Raw genomic sequence first — 21,604 nt, forward strand, 5'->3', positions numbered from 1 at the left:
TAGATGTTTAATGTCGTTATTGCAAGCCATGGTTGCCTTGCCGATGAGTTTTTGAAAGTCCTTAAGTCTTTTTTTGGAGAATTGGAAAATGTTGAAACTTTAAATTTATCAGATAAGGGTCTTAATACTTTTTCAAATGAAATAGAAACACTTACGAAAAATATGGAAAACGAAGATACTTTTGTTCTCTGTGATATACCTGGTGGAACTCCATTTAATGAACTCGCTAAAAGAAGCTTCAATTGGAATGCAAATTTTTCGTTACTTGGAGGCGTAAATTTGCCGATCTTAGTTGAAATAATGAATTTACGAATGCAAGGTCAGAGTCTTGAAAAGGTCAAGAATCATATTCAAACTTTTTCCTCGTTTAATTTTTTTGAAGCTACTGAAGAATTTAATTCTGATGATGAATAGAAGTATAAGAAAGGAAGAGAAAATACATGCAAAAGATATTTTATCAACCGCAAGGCTATTGGTTCGGAGATTGTATGCCATTTTACAATGAGGAGGATGAAACTTTTTATTTGTTTCATCAAAGAGACACTCGTAAACCTGAACCTCTAACAGATCCGTTTGGCTGGTCATTAGTCACAACAAAAGACTTCGTCAATTTCGAGGATCATGGTGTGGTGATTCCGAAAGGTGAGCACGATTCCGCAGACCAATTTATTTATGCCGGTAGTGTTGCGCAAGGAATAGGCGAAAAAATAGCCTTTTATACTGGCCATAATAGGCAAGCTAAATTAGCTAAAAGAACTTCAGAAATTTTAATGACTGCAACAAGTGATGATTTAATTCACTGGAAGAAGTCTGGTAAAGCCACCAGCTTGGTTCCTCAAGAAGGTTACGATAAGAATGATTGGCGCGATCCACATGTGGTTTATGATGAAGAGAGTGGCAAATATGTATTAATTTTGGGTGCTAGAATTCCAAGTGACAAAAAGAAACCAACTGGCAGGTTAGTTTATTTTGAATCTTCAGATATGAAAAACTGGGATTTTAAAGGCGACTTTTATGTTTCGAATGAATTCAACATGTTGGAAATGCCAGATGTGTTTAAAATTAAAAACGATTGGTATCTGATCTTTTCTGAATACAGTGAAGATAAAGTTACAAAGTATCGTATTGGTGAAAAACTCTTTGGCAATTGGAAATCCCTTTACGATGAGGCTTTTGATGGAAAAGCATATTATGCTGCTAGGACAGTTGGAAACGAAAAAGTTGGCAGGTATTTAACCGGCTGGGTCGCAACTAAAGAAAACAATGATGATAATGCTAGCTGGGATTGGGGCGGAGCGCTTGTTCCCCATAAAATTGTACAACGCGAAGATAAGACTTTAGGAGTAAAATTACCACAAACTATCATTGACCATTTTGATAAAACTGAGAAAATAGATGATTTTGATTTATCTGATCAGTTTGGGAAAAAGGAAAAGAACTTAGTCGACAAAGTTGATAGCCAATTCTTATTAGAAGCTACGGTGAAACCTTTAGAAACTACAAAAGAATTTGGTTTTAAAGCGCTTGTTAATAATGAAACTCGGGAGGGCTATCAATACAAGATGTCTGCGCCTGAGCACACCCTGAAATTTACTAAAACACCGAATTATAAATGGCCACAATATTTTACAACGGGATTGGATCGTCCAATTTCTTTAGAAAAAGGAAGAGAATATGATGTTAAATTGATCGTAGATGATTCAATTATTGTTATTTATGTGAACAATGTTGCCCTCAGTGCCAGAATGAATGAGAAAACAGGGAATGCTCTTAGTTTCTTTGTTAATGAAGGTAAGGTCAATGTTTCTAATATTAAGTACCGTTCTGGCTATGAGACTGGGTTTTGATAAAATTAAGGAGAGATTATCTTGTTATTTAATGGTTTACAACATGTAGGAATCCCCACTGTCAAGTTCGATGAAAGTAAGAATTTTTATGAAAGTTTAGGTTTCAAGTTAATCAATAGTGAAGTTAATGAGGGTAGCAAGGTTGCCTTTTATAAATTGAACTCGTTGACCCTGGAAAGTTGGGAATCTGAGGAAGAAGCTACCGGTAAAGTTGGAGCTATTAACCATATTGCTCTGGATACGGATGATATCGAAGCTACTTTCGATTTTGCCAAAAAACTGGGTGTTGAGTTTGTTGATCCAAACATTAATGACCTGCCATATTGGGAACATGGCATAAAGTTTTTCAACTTTTATGGTCCGAACCGTGAAATCTTTGAAGTGTGTCAAATACTGTAGTCTTTATGTGTTTAGCATGTTGGGCGACTTACTTTGACAGTTAAGTGATTATGATTATATTTGGTAATTAATAAACTGTTGTATACAAATGAAGATCAAGAACGGCGCTTTTCTTGTTGGTATTGATGAAATAATTATTCAATTAAAAAATAGTTGGTCTACTTTATTTAAGTTGCTTGTTCCTGAATGGAATGAGCAACTTTTTTGTGCGAAATAATCATACGGGTCGCTCAAAAGATTTTTTTACTTGGGAAAAATCTTGGTGATTGTTTTCACTATTGACGCTTGTATATACAAGTGTCAGTATGACTCTCGTTAAGAAAACGTTTTATATCAGCCGTGAAAGGAGGAAACTATACAGATTCTTTACGGAGTATTGATTCTTGTTTTTAAAGTGTAGGGAGGACTAGCCCAATGAAAAAAAGAATTAACAGTGTATTGGTTGCAATTTTTACTCTTTTTCTAACAGTTATCGTAGGGGTTATTACAGCAAATGCTGCAAGTACAAAAAGGAGTTTGAATGAGGTTAAAATTTACTTACACGTCACGGCGAGACAATAGCCAACGTGATGCACCGTTCGATTATACTTTGACCAAAAATGGAGTTAACGGAGCAAAATATTTAGGCCATGGTTTAAGAAAAGTGAAGTTTAAAGCAGCTTATTCCAGCGACTTGACGAGACAGGAAAAAACAGCTAAAGGAGCATTGAAAGCTTCTAACAATAAAAAGGTTCATGTAAAAATAGATCCTAATTTGCGTGAGGGTAATTACGGAAGTTACGAGGGACGTCCTGATAGTGTTCAAAATGATCCTGTAATTGCAAAGCACTTTGGGTACAAAGATGTTGATGAACTTAAGGAAAAGAATGGTAAGTTAGCGCAAAACAAAATGCAAGACGGCTATTATGAATTGGATAAACAAAACGCCTTGAAGACTGATCTGCCAAAAAAGTATCGAGCAGAAAGCTCAAAGCAAGTTGAGCAAAGAATGACTAAGTCCTTGACTAAGATTGCAAAAAAACAGCAAAAAAATGGTGGAGGCAATGTACTAGTTGTTAGTTCTGGAGCGGCAATAAATCTGTTTCTCTCACAACAAAACTTTGTTCAATTTAAGGGAGAAGGCTTGGGCAATGATGCAGTAACTAAACTAAAATATAAAAACGGCAAGTTTAAACTTTCCGGTGATATAGGATCGATGAAATATTATAATTCTGGCAAAAAGGTTTTAACTCAGTAAGAGATGAAAGGGTGAGAATGAGTTAACTGTTAGGTTACTTTTTAGGGGAGATAAACTTCCCTTTGAAATTTTCATTTCTAAAGGTAAAGCGTAAGAAGGGTACCGTTAGAGGAAGAAAACTTCTAACAGTACCCTTTTTGATTAGTACGATGCTAATAAACCACACGTTATACGTGTGCGACTCGAGAAGCTTCTAGCAAAAAAGACCTTCCTTCAGCTAAAATAGTTAGTGGCTACCAACCGCTAACTAAAGAACGAAGGGAGATCTTAAAGTGTCTAAAGACAATAGTAGTTTAGCACATACGAGGTGGAATTGTAAATATCATTTAGTATTCACACCAAAATATCGTAGAAAAGTTATTTATAATGAAATTAGGAAAGATATAGGACAAATACTGCGACGGTTGTGTGAAAATAAAGATGTCGAAATTATTGAAGCTCATGCAATGCCAGATCATATTCATATGTTGGTCAGGATTCCACCAAAATTAAGTGTTTCATCGTTTATGGGATATTTAAAAGGAAGAAGTGCGGTATTGATGCATGAGCGTCACGCCAATTTAGTCTACAAATACGGTAATAAGTCGTTTTGGGCTAGAGGATACTATGTCAGTACAGTTGGTCTTAATCAAAAAACAATTCAAAAGTATATACGCGAACAAGAGTCAGAAGATCGTTTAGAGGATAAAATGACAAAAGGGAATATTTAGACCCATTTAAAGACGAGGTAAATAAATATAGAAAAAATAAAAAATATAAGTAAGGTAGCATAAAAGCATTGGCGGTTGGCAGGGATTTTCTGGGCCTCTTTCAGAGGCTATGCCACAGGTCAAGCCCTTTTAGGGCATGCCAAAAAACCACCAGTTCTACTGGTGGTTTTTTATTACTAACCCTAGTTTTGTTCCACTTTGAAAAATTTATTTTAGAAGGATATCGTTAACAGTAAGTTGGCTGTTATGAAAGAGGAAGTAAAAAGTATGTAACTAAAAACAGCCCTTGGTTACTCTTTCGCTGTATACTTTATATAGTCTCTTGTAACTTTTGCTTAGTTCTTATTTCTAACTATTGTTATCATTCAACGCCCTGTATAAGTTGTTAGGCACAGAATGTTCCAGTTTAAGGGTAAAGTTTATTAATTTGGTATTTTTTCCTTCAGAATTGAGCTTTTTCTCATTTTTAGCATTAACAACTCTAGCGGAACCTAAGTAATAGAAATCATTTCCTTCACGTTTGTCATCATCAGATTTTTTTACAAAAAGTTGGATCATTCCAAATTTATGGTTATTAATTACGACGTTTTCTTGACGACTTTCAGTGCTGCGGCCGCTTTTGGAAAACCAACGCATTGTGTTGTGATCTACGAATTTATCTTCATAAGCCATTTTGTTTTGAAATTTTTCTGTTTTTTCTAAAGCAATAAAAACAGGAAAGAATTTTTGGTCAGAGCGCATAATGTAACCCCCGACATTCTGTCCGTTTTGTTCTTTAGACCAATTCAATAACTTTATGACATCACTACGATAATATTTTTTACCAATGGTGAAACGCTCATTTAAACTAAAATCGCCTTTTTCTAATTCACAGAGATTAGCTGAAAGCAAATCCTGAACGTAGTTTTTAAACTGGAAGTCATCTAACTGGTCTTTGAATATTTTGTTTAATTTCCAAACACCATTATTGCTTTCAACTACCGGAAGTGAGCCATATTTTTCCTGATTTTGTTTCATAAAATATGTTAGGTCCAAAATAGTTGAAACATTAGACAATGTTTCTTGATCGAAAAAAATTCCTTTAGTTTTTAGAAACGTCTTTATTGTTGATTGGTCAGTGATTCGTTTTTAATTAAGTATTGTATTATGAGTGCTTCTATTGCTCGCTTAGAGACCGCTATTTCTTTTGAAAGGAAAAGTAAAAAAGTCTCTTGCCTTGTATTAAATTTAAATTGTAATTCTTTTTCAAATTTTTTGTGCATTTCATAAAGTGTCTTAAACTTGCTTATTATATCGGACACATTAATACTACCAAACTGTGCAAAATCTAGGAGCATTGGTATACGCCCAATTTTATTCTTTGTGTTTGAATAAGCTTCTCTAAAGCGCTTCATAGAATCTAATTTTACTTGACCAACTGCTTGTAAAACACGTTTTCTTGCTATTTCTTCAAAATTAATTGTTGAAACGCCAGAGATGCTAGGGGAAATTATTTGCTTCCTTATTTGTTCTTTATTACTTGAGCGGGATTTATCAAAAGCCATCGGAATCATATAGTTTTCACTATAATTGCCAATAAAGTCAAGAACGGTCACATAGTCTTTTCCAGGATATTTACGTAAACCGCGTCCTAATTGTTGCAAAAAGATAATACTTGATTTAGTAGGCCGCATCATTATTATTTGATTTAAACATTGGATATCTACGCCTCCATTGAAAATATCGACCGTTAAAATATAGTCAATATCACCATTTTCTAGTTGTGCTACTGCTCTTTCGCGCTCGGTGATGGTGTTTTTGGAATAAACAAATTTTGCGTTAATCCCACGTTCGCGTAATTTGTTTGCTAAATTTTGCCCTTCTTCAATACGACTAACAAAAATTAAACCGTGGACATTTGGCTTTCTAGGTCCATAATAATTAGTTTTATCGATAATATAGTCCACTCGTTCTTCTGATATTAGGTTTTTTAAATTCGTTGTATCAGTGATTGTTTCACCGTCTTTTTCGTAATCTGTTACCCCTATATAGTGAAAGGGTGCCAGCAGGTTTCTATCTAACGCATCTAATAAAGAATCCTCGTATGCTAAATTATAATCAAAGTACTCGTAAACATTAGTACCATCTGTTCTTTCCGGAGTAGCTGTCATACCTAACATAAACTTCGGGTTATAAAAATTCAATAATTTTTGATACATAGTTTGCTGCTGATCATTCTCACTGTGGCTAACTCTATGTGCCTCATCGATTAAAATGTAGTCAAAAAAGTCTGAGCCCAGAAGATTTTGAATGTCTGGGCGGGAGATCATATTTACTGTTGCAAAAGTGTACTTACAACTTAGGTTACGTTCAGTACCACTTAAGATTCCATAGGATGAATCATTGCCTCCTAGTACTTTTTTAAAACTCTCTTTAGCTTGCTTTAGAATTTGCTCCCTGTGCACAACATAAAGCATTCTTTTAGGTTTAAAATTTCTTACATCGAATGCTGCTAAGTATGTTTTACCTGTTCCTGTAGCGGCAACAATCAGTGCTCGTTTCGCTTCCTTGTCTTTTCTAAGAGAATTAAGTGACATCAAGGCTTCTTGTTGCATTGGATTTGGTTCGATTTTTTGATTAAACTCTTCAAATTCTTGATCTGAAATAGTTGAGTACTCATTGAAAGTACGGGGGTGCCAATTTCGTCTATATTTTTCGACCCATTGCGAAGTTAAAGGGGCTGAATTATTCCAAAGTTCATTTAAGCTACTTTTTATTTTTTGAACAACGTCACCGCGGTCTGTTGAAGTGACTCTTAGGTTCCATTCGAAATTACACTTGAGAGCATCTTGGGTTAAATTTGAACTTCCAATAATCGCACTTTCGTATGTACCATGATCAAAGTAGTAGGCTTTTGTATGGAAACCTTGAGCGCCTAGTATATGAACATCGAGATTTGGAATTTGCAGCAAGTCTTCAAAAGCCTTTGGGTCGTTAAAGTTTAAATAAGTTGATGTTATTAAGTTGCCATGGATACCTTTAGTGGCAAGGTCAGCAAAAATTGATTTTAAATCGATAAGGCCACTTGTTGTAACAAATGCAACTGCGATGGTAAAACTTTTAGAAGTTCTAAGTTCATCTTCAAGAGTATCTAAAACTGTTGCATCGTGTTGATTAGTTATCAAAGAAGGTTGATACATTTCTTGAGATTCAACCTGATCATCAACAAAACCAAATTTGATAGCTTTAGAAATTTCTTCTTTAGTTCTCATTCCTGAAACCTTCCTTTACTAATTCTTTTATGACGGGCACGTCGGTTGGAGCCCACTCTAGCATTTTTGACTCTGATTCGGTTACCCAACGTAACTCGTCATGTTCAATTGTTCTTACGATTTCACTGTCTAAACGCGTGTGGTAACAATGTAAAATAACCTCGCCAAAATCATATTTCTTATCACCGTTTATGAGGAACGGCTCAAAGACAGTTGATTTCGCGCCAAATTCTTCAAAGATTTCTCGCTCTAATGCTTGTTCGGGTGCTTCATTCGGTTCGATCTTGCCTCCGGGAAATTCCCAAAGAGAACCTAATGAACGTCCCGCTGAACGTTGTGCTGCCAGTAATTTATTATTTTTTATTATAATCGCTCCAACTACTTCTATTTTTTTCATTTTTAATGTGCTCCTTTAATTAAAATATTGTACAGTTTTTTTTAATTTTTAATGATCATTTATATATATGATATATTGAATTTAGCAATTTGTATATTTGATTATCCAAATTCGTAAAAGTATATGAGATACTTCTTGTATAGAAATTGTTTACCATAAAAGATATAATTTAATTGGTTAAAAAATGAAAATTAATTTTATTGATAGAATATAATGGAGGAAGATACCATGTTTGGTTTTTCTGTGTACTTAAGCGCATCAGTTACAAAAGAAACAAAAAATAGAATAGATCGTATGGCTAAATCCGGTTTCGAAGGTGTCTTCACCTCCTTAAACCTCCCAGAGGATGATCCATCGGTCTTGTTACAGCGACTGACTGATTTGGGGGCAGAGTGTCGGCGCTTGCGGATCGAATTGACAGTTGATATTTCAACAAATGCTTTAGAACGCTTGGATATTAGTTTGGACAAAGTCCATGAATTGACTGACATTGGCGTCACGCAACTGCGAATCGATAATGGGATACCAATGCCATCGGTGGCTGCATTGTCACGCAAGATGGGGGTTGCTTTAAATGCCAGCACGATCAGTGAAGAAGATATTGAGCTATTAAAGGAAAGTCAGGCTAACTTTGACAATTTGGAAGCCTGGCATAATTATTATCCGCGTAAAAATACAGGCTTGGAAGAAAAATGGTTCAATCAACAGAATACATGGTTGAAGGAAAACGACTTTACGGTCATGGCATTTGCACCTGGCGACAGTGATTTGCGTGGTCCTGTTTATGCAACTTTACCGACCTTAGAAAGTGGTCGCTACCAACATCCGCTTTCAGCTGCTTTAAACTTGCTGAACAATAACGTAGACAAGGTCTACATTGGAGATGAAGATCTGCAAGTTGAAACAGCAGCGCAGTTTGATTCTTATTTTAGATTCGACACATTATTATTGCATGCCAACACTGAAGTTGACCTGCCAGCTTATTTAACTGCTGGAGAGCTCGTTTTCCATCAACGACCGGATGTTGCTAGAGATGCAGTCCGTTTGCAGGAAGGGCGCAGTTTAAAAGAAGGTACTATCGAGCCGGCTAACATCAAGGAACGAGTTCGTGGGGCGATCACTTTGGATAATAAGTTGGCTCAACGCTATGAAGGTGAGTTGCAAGTGATCAGGCATGACTTGCCTGCTGATCCAACGGTCAATGTTCTGGGGTACGTTACTCCAACAGATTTGGATCTTCTAGAAGCTTGTGGAGCCGGTCAGGCTATCCAGTTAGTTTTTTAATTTAGCTTGCTAACAGAGTAATGTGATTTGTAAAATTATTATGGGATGTTTTTAGGGGGCGGAGACATGAAAAAAGAGGAAATGGAACAGACGTATCAAGCGGCAATTGGAATGATCAAGGATCATCGTTCTGATGAAGCGCGTCCTTTATTGACACGGATCTACCGCCAAAAAGACGACTATAAATCAGTTAGCTATTACCTGGGCAAAGCTTGTTACCGTCTAAAACAATATGAAGATGCAAGTCACTATCTGCATCTTTTTTTAGATTTGAAGAAGAAAACTAATCGTGGTCAGGCTTATCGTTTGCTGGCACGGACAGCGATCGGACAAAAAGAACTTGATGCTGCCAAAGAATACATTGCAGCTGCACAAAACGCAGGAATGTCTGTGAAGAAATTAACTGCTGTCAAACAAGCAGTGGAAAAACTAGAAGAACAATTAGTTGAGGATGGCAAGAAGCAGGAAGAGTTACGCGAACGTGGCTATGCTCAAATGCAGTTTCGTTTTATCAAACTCGCAAAAAATGGCACACCGATCGCTGAAAATGATAGTGATGAGTATCGACACTCTTACTTTTTCATTAACGGTATGACAGTCAAAAAACTACGTGAATTTAAGGATGGGGAATGGCATGAATTAGATGTCACAGTCCCTAAAGCAGCCGACTTTCCTGGCTACTACATAGTTTCTCTGACAGATCTGCGTACCTATTACAAAGATATTATTCCAAACTTAACAGAATTGCGTTACCGTTCTGCCTTGAACGACAGGATGGAAGATGATCCGTTTTTTGAGCAGAGGTGGGAAAAGTCACGTGTCTTTTCACTTTTGTTGTTACCCGCATTCAACAAAGAAGAAATTGAGTATCTACTGACCGAATATAATTTGTTGGACGCTAAAGCTAAAGAACATCTACAAAGCTGCGATGATCTGATCATGCTAAAGTCGCAAGGTGAAACTTTGCCCTTATCTCAGCAGCATTTGGTCAGTAATTTAGACTTATTACGGGAGTTCGGCTATATTTGCGCAGACAATTGCAACAATACGCTTCATTTGCGTGAAAAATGCGAAGGTGAGCGTTATTTAGTTGAGATGTTGACTGAAGACCATTGCCGCTATCACCATTTAAAGCCGACATTTGGCAAGTTTAAGCCTACTGTTGAACAAAAGAGGTTTATTTCCTGGCTGAAAAAATCGGATTGTCGCGTTGACGCACTCTTGGGTGTTGGCGGAAGTGGTAAGACTTATACTTTAGGAAAAATTTTCAACACCAGCAAAGTTTTGGCTTTGGCACCGACACATAAAGCACGGATCAACTTGATCTTGAATGGTTTTACTAACGCCCAAACGATTCAGAAGTTGGGCTTTGACATCGATAATGGAATGAAGGACAGTGAGATCTATCAAGAATATGGGGATTTTGACACGATCATTATTGATGAGATCTCAATGGTCACGCAGGATATTTTGGTCAAACTTATGAAAACCTTTAGACACGGAGTCCGCTATTTATTTTTGGGTGACGACAGACAATTGCCGCCGGTAACTAGTGATACCGAGGCCTTGGCTGTCTCCGGTAATGTCATGGAATTATTGAAGAAAAAAGGGCATTCTTTTTTCTTTAGTGATAATGTTCGGTGCAAAGATGATAGAACGAGAGCGTTTATCGCGCAATGTCGGGCTAAAAGCTGGGATGGACATAGTGATGCTCCTCGGTATTTTCACGAGAATTTAAAAGAAATGTTACGCTACAAAAAAGATCATATCGACATCTCGGAGTGTATGATCTTGGCTTTTCGTAACTATAACGTGGCGCAGATCAACCAAGCATTCTTTAAAGTACTTACACAGGATAAACAAAATGTGATCCCGTTTGAAATTGAAAACAATAAGGGACGGGGCGGCTTTTTTGTCGGCGCACAAGTCGTTTTTTATGAAAATGGGTGGGCAGGTAAAAACTACACTAATAGTGAATTTGGTGTGGTGACTGCTGTGTCTATGCCTAATAACCATAGTAAAGGGCAGATCAAAGTTCGCACAGACTTGAATGAATATGAACTGCCATTGTGGAAGGCCAAGAGGGACCTCTTACTGGCTTATGCGATCACGATCCATAAAGCGCAGGGAAGCGGTTCGGATAAGGTTTATGTCGTTGAAACTGGCAACTATGGTTTAGCATATACCGCCGTTTCTCGTTCTAAGGGACAATTGAGCTTTGTAAACATGTCCGAGCAGTCGTTGCTGGATAGTTTGGAAAAGCCGACTGATGTTAAGAAGAATGTTTATGAGTATGGTCAGGCCAAATAGCGTTATCTCTCTTTTGAATTTCCATAATTCTATATTTTATAAACCAAGAAACTGCTCTTCTGTATGTTGTAGTTACATATAGAATTGCAGTTTTTTATTTTTAAAACTTTCCAAAATTACTTTGGAGAATACTTCATCTTTCTTAGCTAACGAAGCTGATATCTAATATTCATTCAAGTAGTAAGATTCAATATGGTGAACAGTTAAGTTGGCTAATAAGATTGTATTCGTTTAGCAAGTTTAAAAAGTAAATACCTCACAAAATAGTTCGCGTTTTTTTAAAAATAAATATTTGTGAAAAATAAACTAATTTTACTTTTTAATGTTACTAATAATACTTTTTGTTTTTAAGTTATGCTAACACATCCTTTTAAAATTATAAAATATCAGCCATTAATTTGAACTTTTTAAACAAAAGTTTTACAATGAACTTATTTCACAATGAGGAAAGGCAGAATTGAAAAATTATCCGCCTTGCTGAAAATAATTGGAGGTATGGTCATTGGAAGAACTTAAAAAGCATAAAAAAGTTGTATTGGTAGGTGATGGTACAGTCGGGTCTTCCTATGCGTTTTCATTAATTCAAAATGCCGTTGCCGATGAGGTAAGTATTGTCGACATTAAGCCTAAGGAAAAGCACACTAATGGTGACGTATGGGATCTTGAAGATGCATTGGCTTTAACCACTCCCACTAAATTGCATGCAGGTTCGTATGAGGATGCTGGTAATGCTGATATTGTCGTGATTACCGCTGGAGTTCCTCGAAAAGCGGGTGAATCACGGCTGGATCTGGTCAATAAGAATGTAACGATATTAAAATCAATTGTTAAACCGGTCGTGGCAAGCGGTTTTCAGGGCATTTTCTTGATTTCCTGTAATCCAGTCGATATTTTAACGACTTTAACCCAAAAAATCTCAGGATTTCCGAAGGAACGAGTTATTGGTACTGGCACCATGTTGGATTCAGCCAGACTCCAAGTGGCGTTAGCAAAACTGTTGGACGTTAGTTTACAAGATATTGATGCTAAGGTCTTAGGAGAACATGGGGATAGCTCATTTGCGGCATATAACGAGGCGAGAGTTAAAGGACATTCTTTGATGGATTTTGCTGCGCAGAAAAACATTGAGCCCGAAAAGTTAGATCAGATTCAACAAGAGGTGCATTCCAAAGGAAAAAATATTATTGAAAGTAAAGGTGCTACTTTTTATGGGGTTGCAACGGCTTTGATGCGTTTGACTAAAGCAATCTTAGGTAATGAGAATTTAACAGTACCGATCAGCGCTCCCTTGACAAGACAATATGGAATAGAAGGCGTGTATCTCGGGTCACCAGCAATTATTAATGCTAACGGAATAGTCCATGTGTTTGAAGAAAAGCTTTCACCAGATGAATTAAACATGATGAAGGATTCAGCAAACAAAATGTTAAGTGTCTTAGAAAATGTGCAACGAACAGTTTGATATAGCAATTCTGCAATTTTCAATTTCATTTGGGGAGATGATGCCTTAAGATAATAAATTTTTGGTTTATTGTTTAGTGGCTTGTGTGACAAGACGAAATAGTAAAAATTTTTTCACAGTTGTTTACCTGTGAAAGTAGTTATTTCTAGCTATTAAGAATGCAATAAACTTACAGAATTAGTTCATAATTACTACAGCATAAAACTGCATGAAGAGGAGAAAACAAAATGAAACTTAATAAAGTGAACTATAAAAAGTTTTTCTGGCCGATAGTTGTCACGGCACTGATTTGGTTTTGCTCACCATTTAAACCAGCGGGTATTCCGCTCGATGGTTGGCATATCCTAGCAATTTTTGTAGGGACGATTCTAGGATGTATTACACAACCATTACCAATTGGTGCGATCGCAATCATCGGGTTAACTATAGCTGTATTATTACAAGTTGTTAGTATTGATGATGCAGCAGTTGGATTTGGTAATAAGACAGTATGGATGATTGCCATGGCATACTTTTTCTCGCGTGGTTTCATCAAGACTGGTTTAGGTCGTAGAGTGGCCATGTTATTCATACGTTTATTTGGTAAAAAAACTCTTGGGTTAGCCTATTCGCTGATTGGTGTAGATCTAGTGACTTCTCCAGCCACACCTAGTAATACTGCTCGTGCAGGAGGGATCGTCTTTCCGATTATTGAAGCACTGGCACAAACTTTTAACTCAAAACCTAATGATAAATCTAGTCGTAAAATTGGGTCATTCTTAGTATTTGCTGAATATCACGGTGACATAATTACTAGTGGTATGTTTTTGACAGCTATGGCACCAAACCTGGTAGCAGTTGCCCTAGCAAAATCTTTTAATGTTAATATTCCATGGTTTACGTGGTTTTTGGCAGCTTTAGTGCCTGGAATAATTTCGTTGTTAATTGTTCCTTGGTTGATCTATAAGATGTATCCGCCTGAAATTAAAGAAACTCCAAACGCCAAAGAATGGGCAGATTCTGAATTGGCTAAAATGGGTAAGATCACTAAGCCTGAAATCATTATGAGTTCTATTTTCGTACTTGCTCTCATTTTGTGGATGTTATCAAGCTTTATCGGACTTGACGCAGCAACAGTAGCTTTCTTGGCAGTTTCATTAATGTTGTTGACGGGGATCCTAAATATTAAAGATATTTTAAGTGAAACTGGAGCTTGGAATACATTGTTGTGGTTCTCGATTTTAATTTTCATGGCAAACGAATTAAATAAACTGGGTGTTATTTCTTGGGTCTCCAAGACAATTTCTAGTTCATTACAGGGTGTCAATTGGATTTGGGCTTTGCTGATTTTAGCAGTAGTTTATTTTTATTCACATTATTTATTTGCCAGCGGGACTGCTCATGTTTCCGCAATGTATGGTGCCTTGTTAGGCGTTGCTATTGCTTCAGGTACTCCGCCAATGTTAGCAGCGATCATCCTTGGCTTTACAGGTGCAATTTTCGGATCTACTACACACTTTGCTAATGGTCCAGCATCGGTACTATTTGGCTCAGGCTATGTTAAACAAAGTGATTGGTGGAGAATGAATGCGATTTTAGGTATTGTCTATTTGATCGTTTGGATAGGAATAGGAACACTTTGGATGAAAGTTATCGGTCTGTGGTAAAAATAGGAATATAAAAAACAAAGCTTAGTTGGCTTTGTTTCTAGTTTGAATCTAATTTGCGTTATCGCGTAGTTCTAGTAATACGCGGTTAGCTACTGCTTCATTTGTAACGAATTCGGTTAAAAGGTGACCTCGTAAAGCACCGAGTAATGCACGAGCTTTAAACTTGCTTTTAACGATCCCGATCCTGCGGGTTGTTGCCATGATGTTATCAATTGGGATCCCAAAAGTCTTGTCATCTTTGGTATTTAAAATATTTCCATCGATATCATAGGGCCGGCCGTAAATCATACCACATACTTGATTCAAATCGACATTTGGAAAAATCTCATTTCGATGGCGTTTCCAAATTGGAACGGTGTCAATGGATGAAAGAGTACCGATCCCCGTAAATAAAAGATCCATTTTTGATGAATTATTAAAAGCAGGAAAAAAAGCCGGTTCTTTACTCAATACTTCACGCGCGTTGTCGTCTAAGATATACAACGGTCCTGGCATCATGATATATGGAGCTCCGAATTTTGTAGCAGCTTTTTCAACTATCGGTGTTGCTCCTGAAAGTGAATTGTATTTCATGTTGTCGCCAACAAATTGAGTAAATGTGACATTATTTTTTACTTGTGCTTGGAAATGTGAGATTACACTTAACACTGTGTCTCCCCATGTTAATCCTACGTAATTACTTGTGTCGATCAACGTTTGTATTTCTTTGGCAGCGTATTGAATTATATTTTCATTATCTTCATCTGGGGTGTCAGAGTCTTTGATAATAAATGCATCTCTAATATTGAATCTTTTTTTAAATGCCGTTTCGAGTTCAACGTTACGTTGGATCGGTGTTGCTATATTGATTTTAACTATCCCACTAGTTAGTGCTTCATCTAGTGACTTTGTAATAAGATAGCGACTTAGTTTGTATTTGTCTGATAGGTTTGCAATAGTCATCTTTGACAAGTAATAGTCACGAGCGAGATTGGTTAATAGTTCTTGTTTTTTAATATCCATAGCCATAAACCTCCATACATTGTTAGTATAGCATATTGTTTTTGAAAAGTTAAAATTCATTTTCAAATTTAAAAATTTATATTTCTTTTATTTTATATATTTAAAATTAAAAGGTAATATTTGATATTTTTAAATTTTTGAAGTATTCTAAGGGTGAAATATTCTGATTTACGAAAATAAGGGGATAGTATGGATGGTTAACCAAGATGATGTTTTAAAATTACATGCTTTGCATACAGGAGTTTTGGATATTAAGTCGGATCTTCCTGTGACCAATCGAGACGAACTGGCTGAAGCATATACGCCGGGTGTGGCGATCTTATCGAAACTGTTAGCTGAAAAGCCGGAATTACGAAAGCAGTATACGATGAGTGGCAAGTTAGTTGCGTTGATCACAGATGGTTCTGCGGTATTAGGGTTAGGTAATGTTGGACCAGTAGCAGGTTTGCCGGTCATTGAAGGTAAGTCATTGTTGCATAAAGATCTAGCAGGTACCAATTCTTTGCCATTAATTATCGCTCAAGGTAGTGTGGATGAATTTGTTGAAACGGTTAAAAGCATGGCAAATTCTTTCGCAGCTATTCATCTCGAGGATATTGCGGCTCCAAGATGTTTTGAAATAGAAAAGAAGTTAGCTGCACAACTAGACTTACCAGTTTATCATGACGATCAAGAAGGAACGGCCATTGCTGTTTTGGCGGGATTAAAGAATGCCAGCCAAGTAGTTCACAAACCATTGCAGAAATTGAGAGTCGTGATCAATGGAATCGGTGCTTCCGGATATGCCACTGCACGATTATTATTAAAAGCGGGCGTTACAAATATAATACCGATCGATAAATACGGCGTAATAACACCACACGATGATAGATATAATTCTTATCAACGCCAGTTAGCACTGGACCTAGACATAAGTTCGAGCATGAAGGACCTTGAATTATCCGAGGTAATTAGTGAGCAAGATGCCTTTATTGGTTTATCAGTCGGAAATGCTTTAAAACCAGAAGATGTCGCACAGATGAACCAAGATTCGATTATTTTTGCCTTGGCTAATCCAACACCTGAGATACTTCCGCAAGATGCTAAAGAGGCTGGTGCTGTTGTCGTCGCAACAGGATCCAGTGAGTACGCGAACCAGGTCAATAATATTTTGGTTTTCCCTGGTTTATTTAAGGGGATATTGCAATCTGGTATTAAGCATATTGATGGTGGTGTTCAAGAAAAGGTAGCAGATGCACTTGCAAAGATAGTTAAAGAACCGACAGAACACCAAATTATCCCAGATGTTTTTGATCCAAGCGTTGTTGAGACTGTCAGTACAGCAGTGAACAATTATATACAGAGTGGTCAATAAGTGTAAAGAATGGCAGTGACTGATATGAAGAATGCTAAATTTGAAACTCTAAATTTAAACAGGAAAAGTAATTTTAAACTATGGAAAAATTTTTTAATTGACCATGGTATCAGTAATTTTAATGATGTTGAAGTGAAAAAAATTGACCAAACTGTGGGCGCATTTGATGAACAGCACAAGATGATCGCAACAGGTTCGGTTTCAGATAATGTTTTAAAATATGTTGCTGTTGAGGATGGTTCCGCAGGTGCACTATTTAACCAGGTAATAACAAAGCTAACCACACTTTTGGCACAACAGGGTATTTTTCATTGGTTTGTATTTACTAAACCGAAATACGCACAGAGCTTTCAAAATGTCGGTTTCTTAGAGTTGGCTACTTCACACTGGGGCGTGATTTTGGAAAAAGGAGACCAGACGGTTGGCGATTATACTGAGAAGTTGTTACAAGGACCACAACAGTCGCAACAAAAGGTCGGAGCAATTGTAATGAATGCAAACCCCTTTACGAAAGGCCATCATTTTTTAGTGAAGCATGCGGCTGATGAAAATGACTTAGTATATATTTTCGTAGTAAATAATGATGTTGCATTATTTACTACGAAAGAACGAATAGAGTTAGTAAAAGAGGGTACTAAGGGTTTGGAAAATGTAGTCGTAGTAAATGGCGCTGATTACATGGTAAGCTATACGACGTTTCCGGCCTATTTTATTAAAACTTCAGAAGATATTGCCAAGTACCAAACTACCTTAGATGCCCGAATCTTCAGGAATAAGATCGCTCCGCCATTGAATATAACGAGACGTTATTTAGGGACAGAACCATACTCGAGAGTCACTGATATATATAATGAAACATTACGAGAAGAATTACCCCCGGTAGTCAAGCCTATAATTATTGAACGTAAGCAGTCGGATAGTGGTCAATTTATTAGTGCATCAAGCGTACGACAGAAAATACTGAGCGGTCAATTGCAAGAAGTGCAGGAAATAGTTCCACGAACAACATTTGATTTTATTTCCTCAAATCTACAGGATCTGCAGAATAGAGCAGAGAAATTATAATTAATCATTTTAGAAAGGAATGAACAATAGTGAAAATCAAACAAACAGCTGTGGCGGGAACTTTAGAATCTTCTGATATTCAGATCATGCTGAGCCAAGGCAAAGATGGTATTCAAATTGACCTTGAATCTGATGTTGAGGCAAAGTTTGGTGATCAAATCAGAAAAACAATTTCTGAAACATTACAGAAATTTGAATTGGAAGGTGTCCAAGTTAGCGCAGTTGATAAAGGGGCACTGGACTGTGTGATCAAGGCACGTACAATTACTGTAGCACAAAGAGCGCTAGGTACTACGGACAAACCAGATTGGGAGGTGTATTAAGGTGGAAGATAATACAGAACGTTTACGCCGGACGATGATGTTTGTTCCAGGGAATAATCCGGCAATGTTACAAGATGCAGGAATATATGGCGCCGACTCAATTATGTTTGATTTGGAAGACGCTGTCTCGATTACTGAAAAAGATGCTGCGAGAGTATTAGTTTATCAAGCTTTAAAAACAGTTGATTATGGCGATGCTGAGCTGGTCGTTAGGATCAACGGTGGAGATACACCTTACTATGAAAATGATATTAGAGCAATGGTCAAGGCTCAGGTCGATGTAATTCGCCTGCCAAAAGCCGAGTCGGCTTCAATGATCAAAGATCTTGAAGAAAAAGTTGAAGCTGCTGAAAAGCAATTCAATGTTCCTGTCGGATCTACACATTTGATGGGTGCGATCGAGAGTGCAAAGGGTGTTTTGAATGCCTCTCAAATCGCCAGTGCATCTGACCGAATGATTGGAATTGCTCTGTCTGCTGAAGACTACACAACAGACATGAAAACTCACCGTTATCCAGATGGCGCTGAATTAGAGTTTGCCAGAAACATGGTGTTACATGCCGCCCGAGCTGCCGGTATAGCTGCTTTTGATACAGTTTTCACAGATATGGATGATACTGAAGGTTTTTATCGTGAGACACGTTATATTCATCAACTTGGTTTTGATGGCAAATCTCTTGTTAACCCACGTCAAATTCCGATGGTCAATAAAGTTTATGAACCAACTAAAGGTGAAATAGAAAATGCTTTAGATGTAATTGATGCAATTGATGAAGCTAAGTCTAAAGGCTCAGGTGTGATCTCGTTGAACGGACAGATGGTCGACCGGCCAGTAGTTATGCGTGCACAACGTGTCATGAAATTAGCTCAGGCTGCAAATTTAGTTAACGAGGAGGGTGACTATATTGGAGAATAGTGTTGGACGAGAATTATCAGATGATGTAATGGAAAAATACAATTATCAACCGTATAAGACAACTGAAATCGGTAATCCTACCGTAAAAAGGTCCGCGCCAGCGGTTCGTGTTTCGACCGGTAATGATAAATATAGTGAATCATTAGCTGAGACTGTTAAGAAAACAGTTAAAGATGATATGACTGTCTCCTTCCATCATCATTTTAGAAATGGTGATTTTGTGGTCAATCAAGTTATGCGCGTGTTGATAGATAGTGGAGTTAAAAATCTAACCTTAGCACCGTCTTCGCTGACAGGTGCAATGAATGACATTGTAATTGAAGCGATCAAAAAAGGAACTGTTACAAATATTACCAGCTCAGGTATGCGCGGGGAACTAGGTGAATTTGTTTCACAGGGTAAACTAGAAAATCCGGTTATTTTCAGGTCACATGGTGGTCGTGCTCGCGCAATCGAAGAAGGAAAAATAAAAATCGATGTTGCTTTTCTTGGTGTCCCTAACGCTGACAAATTAGGAAATGCGAACGGTATGTATGGCAAGGCGGTCTTTGGTTCACTGGGCTATGCTTTAATGGACGCACAGTACGCAGATAAAGTAGTATTACTGACCGACAATGTTGTTTCTTATCCGAATACGCCTGCTTCTATCAAGCAGACTCAAGTTGATTATGTCGTCAAGGTACCAAAGGTAGGAGACCCAGAAAAAATTGGTTCAGATGCTACACGCTTTACTAAAGACCCGAAAGAACTAAAAATCGCTCAAACGGTCAATCAAGTTATCACTAACTCACCGTACTTTAAAGATGGATTTTCATTTCAAACTGGTTCTGGTGGTGCCGCATTGGCAGTGACTCGCTACTTGCGCCAGGCGATGCTCGATAAGAAATTTAAAGCTTCATTTGCTTTGGGTGGTATAACAAAGCCAACGACTGATTTGTTGAATGAAGGTCTTGTAGACCGAGTAATGGATGTGCAAGATTTTGATAAGGGTGCCGCTGATTCGATGCATACTAACCAAATGCATCAAGAAATTGATGCTTCATGGTACGCTGATCCTGATAACAAGGGCGCAATGGTAGATCAGTTAGATGTTGCAATTTTAAGTGCGTTAGAAATTGATACAAAGTTTAACGTGAATGTTATGTCAGGCTCCGATGGTGTGATCAGAGGGGCTGTCGGCGGGCATCAAGATGCATCTAATGCGAAGTTGACCATCATCTGTGCACCACTGACTAGAGGACGTCTGGCAACAGTAGTTTCTGATGTTACTACGGTCGTTACGCCGGGTGCTTCAATTGACGTTTTGGTTACTGAAGTTGGGATCGCCATTAATCCTGCACGCAAAGATTTGCTAGATATCTTCAATGATTTGCCAGGTGTGCCTGTTTATACTATCGAAGAATTACAACAAATGGCACAAAAAATCGTTGGTGTCCCGAATGAGATCGAGTTTGATGACCAAACAGTCGCTCTGATCGAATACCGCGATGGTACTATTATCGATAGCATTAAGAAAGTTAAGTAAGTTTACCAAGTAAATTTCTAAGGAAGAAATCAGTTATGAAGAACACACTTTTTGCAAAGGGCAAACCGCAAGGCATTAGTGATGTTTTGCAAAATAAAGAGCATCGTGTTTTTGTCCAACAACAATTATGTATGCATTACCCTGAAGATATCGTGATAGCTTTAAAATTGAATATTCCGGGACCGATCAAAAATAACGAGGAGTTGAAAAAGCTTTTTTGGACCGGTGCAAAAGAATTAGAACTAAGATGTCAAAGAGAAAATTTTGGCAGATTCAAAAAAACGATTTTTTGGAATGAAGTTACTGGCAGTGAACTATTCGAAGTTTATGAAGTTACGCCTAAGCAGGCAAAAAGTGTCACGGTGGATTTTGAAAATGAATTTCCTCTAGGGCGGTTGTTCGATGCCGATGTTTTAAGCAAACAAACAGATTTTCAGCCAGTATCACGAGCTTCCTTAAATATTGCAGTCAGAAAATGCTTGTTGTGCGATCGGCCTGCTAAAGAGTGCGCTCGTTCCCGCAAACATTCAGTAGCGGAACTTCAAAAGGAAATAGCTAAAATGTGGCAGGAATTTCAGGTTTGATTTCAGGCGAACAGCAACCTAAAAGATGGAAAAAGAGTCTTTAGGTACTGTTCATTTTTGTTTGTTTGGAACTTATCAGCCTGCAGATGATGTATGAATTTAAATCTATGTATAAACGAGGCATAAAAGCATTATAGACATCTCAGAAGAAATTTATTATTGTAAGAGGAGTTACTCTTGCTACAAATTTAGTCGGATAAAAATATCACTAACTTTAGTAAAAAGCTTTGTCTAGTTTGTACTTTTTATTAGTGCTTGGCACACATTACTTAATCTAAGTTATAAATAA

At 37.3% G+C, this 21,604-nt stretch carries 17 protein-coding genes and 2 pseudogenes; 15 read left to right on the top strand and 4 right to left on the bottom strand.

The window, feature by feature from the left end:
* The first annotated feature begins 3 nt into the window (after positions 1 to 3).
* The 5 genes and pseudogenes from AC3XNE_RS07170 (at position 4) to tnpA (ending at position 4,246) form a co-directional block, all read left to right on the top strand.
* Positions 4 to 414, top strand: a complete 411-nt coding sequence (locus AC3XNE_RS07170) for a PTS sugar transporter subunit IIA (RefSeq protein ID WP_489831419.1) — start codon at positions 4 to 6, stop codon at positions 412 to 414.
* Positions 415 to 440: 26 nt separating this feature from the next.
* Positions 441 to 1,847: a GH32 C-terminal domain-containing protein gene (locus AC3XNE_RS07175; protein WP_489831420.1), complete on the top strand. Its 1,407-nt coding sequence runs from the start codon at positions 441 to 443 to the stop codon at positions 1,845 to 1,847.
* A 21-nt stretch (positions 1,848 to 1,868) separates the two neighbouring features.
* On the top strand, positions 1,869 to 2,246 hold the full coding sequence (locus tag AC3XNE_RS07180; protein ID WP_489831421.1) for a VOC family protein: 378 nt from the start codon (positions 1,869 to 1,871) through the stop codon (positions 2,244 to 2,246).
* Between the two features lie 520 nt (positions 2,247 to 2,766).
* Positions 2,767 to 3,483: a histidine phosphatase family protein gene (locus AC3XNE_RS07185; RefSeq protein WP_489831422.1), complete on the top strand. Its 717-nt coding sequence runs from the start codon at positions 2,767 to 2,769 to the stop codon at positions 3,481 to 3,483.
* Positions 3,484 to 3,755: 272 nt separating this feature from the next.
* Positions 3,756 to 4,246, top strand: a pseudogene (gene tnpA / locus AC3XNE_RS07190) (IS200/IS605 family transposase).
* A gap of 295 nt (positions 4,247 to 4,541) precedes the next feature.
* Here the strand turns inward: tnpA and AC3XNE_RS07195 are convergent.
* The 3 genes and pseudogenes from AC3XNE_RS07195 to AC3XNE_RS07205 all read right to left on the bottom strand — a co-directional run bounded on the left by AC3XNE_RS07195 (position 4,542) and on the right by AC3XNE_RS07205 (position 7,841).
* Positions 4,542 to 5,084 (bottom strand): DUF3427 domain-containing protein, encoded by a 543-nt coding sequence (locus AC3XNE_RS07195; RefSeq protein WP_489833388.1) that lies wholly within the window; start codon positions 5,082 to 5,084, stop codon positions 4,542 to 4,544.
* Positions 5,085 to 5,123: 39 nt separating this feature from the next.
* A pseudogene (locus AC3XNE_RS07200) lies at positions 5,124 to 7,444 on the bottom strand (DEAD/DEAH box helicase family protein); the annotation flags it as partial.
* The gene (locus AC3XNE_RS07205) at positions 7,434 to 7,841 is read right to left on the bottom strand and encodes a (deoxy)nucleoside triphosphate pyrophosphohydrolase (protein WP_489831423.1); all 408 of its coding nucleotides are present in this window, start codon (positions 7,839 to 7,841) and stop codon (positions 7,434 to 7,436) included. The pseudogene AC3XNE_RS07200 and the gene AC3XNE_RS07205, both read right to left, overlap by 11 nt.
* 228 nt (positions 7,842 to 8,069) lie before the next feature.
* Between AC3XNE_RS07205 and AC3XNE_RS07210 the strand changes: the two genes are divergently transcribed.
* The 4 genes from AC3XNE_RS07210 (at position 8,070) to AC3XNE_RS07225 (ending at position 14,543) form a co-directional block, all read left to right on the top strand.
* Positions 8,070 to 9,125, top strand: a complete 1,056-nt coding sequence (locus AC3XNE_RS07210) for a MupG family TIM beta-alpha barrel fold protein (protein ID WP_489831424.1) — start codon at positions 8,070 to 8,072, stop codon at positions 9,123 to 9,125.
* 66 nt (positions 9,126 to 9,191) lie between these two features.
* Positions 9,192 to 11,435 (top strand): AAA family ATPase, encoded by a 2,244-nt coding sequence (locus AC3XNE_RS07215; protein ID WP_489831425.1) that lies wholly within the window; start codon positions 9,192 to 9,194, stop codon positions 11,433 to 11,435.
* Positions 11,436 to 11,937: 502 nt separating this feature from the next.
* Positions 11,938 to 12,897, top strand: coding sequence for an L-lactate dehydrogenase (locus tag AC3XNE_RS07220; protein WP_489831426.1), 960 nt, complete (start codon positions 11,938 to 11,940; stop codon positions 12,895 to 12,897).
* Positions 12,898 to 13,124: 227 nt separating this feature from the next.
* On the top strand, positions 13,125 to 14,543 hold the full coding sequence (locus AC3XNE_RS07225; RefSeq protein ID WP_489831427.1) for an anion permease: 1,419 nt from the start codon (positions 13,125 to 13,127) through the stop codon (positions 14,541 to 14,543).
* A 51-nt stretch (positions 14,544 to 14,594) separates the two neighbouring features.
* Here the strand turns inward: AC3XNE_RS07225 and AC3XNE_RS07230 are convergent, their stop codons facing one another.
* The gene (locus AC3XNE_RS07230) at positions 14,595 to 15,554 is read right to left on the bottom strand and encodes a sugar-binding transcriptional regulator (protein WP_489831428.1); all 960 of its coding nucleotides are present in this window, start codon (positions 15,552 to 15,554) and stop codon (positions 14,595 to 14,597) included.
* Positions 15,555 to 15,741: 187 nt separating this feature from the next.
* Between AC3XNE_RS07230 and AC3XNE_RS07235 the strand changes: the two genes are divergently transcribed.
* The 6 genes from AC3XNE_RS07235 to citX are packed head-to-tail and all read left to right on the top strand — an operon-like array spanning position 15,742 to position 21,315.
* Positions 15,742 to 16,902, top strand: coding sequence for an NAD(P)-dependent malic enzyme (locus AC3XNE_RS07235; RefSeq protein WP_489831429.1), 1,161 nt, complete (start codon positions 15,742 to 15,744; stop codon positions 16,900 to 16,902).
* Between the two features lie 9 nt (positions 16,903 to 16,911).
* On the top strand, positions 16,912 to 17,967 hold the full coding sequence (gene citC / locus AC3XNE_RS07240) for a [citrate (pro-3S)-lyase] ligase (protein WP_489831430.1): 1,056 nt from the start codon (positions 16,912 to 16,914) through the stop codon (positions 17,965 to 17,967).
* Positions 17,968 to 17,996: 29 nt separating this feature from the next.
* Positions 17,997 to 18,290: a citrate lyase acyl carrier protein gene (gene citD / locus AC3XNE_RS07245; protein ID WP_489831431.1), complete on the top strand. Its 294-nt coding sequence runs from the start codon at positions 17,997 to 17,999 to the stop codon at positions 18,288 to 18,290.
* A gap of 1 nt (position 18,291) precedes the next feature.
* Positions 18,292 to 19,206, top strand: a complete 915-nt coding sequence (gene citE, locus AC3XNE_RS07250) for a citrate (pro-3S)-lyase subunit beta (RefSeq protein ID WP_489831432.1) — start codon at positions 18,292 to 18,294, stop codon at positions 19,204 to 19,206.
* Complete coding sequence (gene citF, locus AC3XNE_RS07255; RefSeq protein ID WP_489831433.1) at positions 19,196 to 20,731, top strand: citrate lyase subunit alpha; 1,536 nt, start codon at positions 19,196 to 19,198, stop codon at positions 20,729 to 20,731. The genes citE and citF overlap by 11 nt, the downstream gene beginning before the upstream one ends.
* 35 nt (positions 20,732 to 20,766) lie before the next feature.
* Positions 20,767 to 21,315 (top strand): citrate lyase holo-[acyl-carrier protein] synthase, encoded by a 549-nt coding sequence (gene citX, locus AC3XNE_RS07260; RefSeq protein WP_489831434.1) that lies wholly within the window; start codon positions 20,767 to 20,769, stop codon positions 21,313 to 21,315.
* The last annotated feature ends 289 nt before the right edge of the window (positions 21,316 to 21,604 follow it).

It is taken from the genome of Ligilactobacillus sp. JN-6 (Y).1 (genome assembly GCF_058111525.1).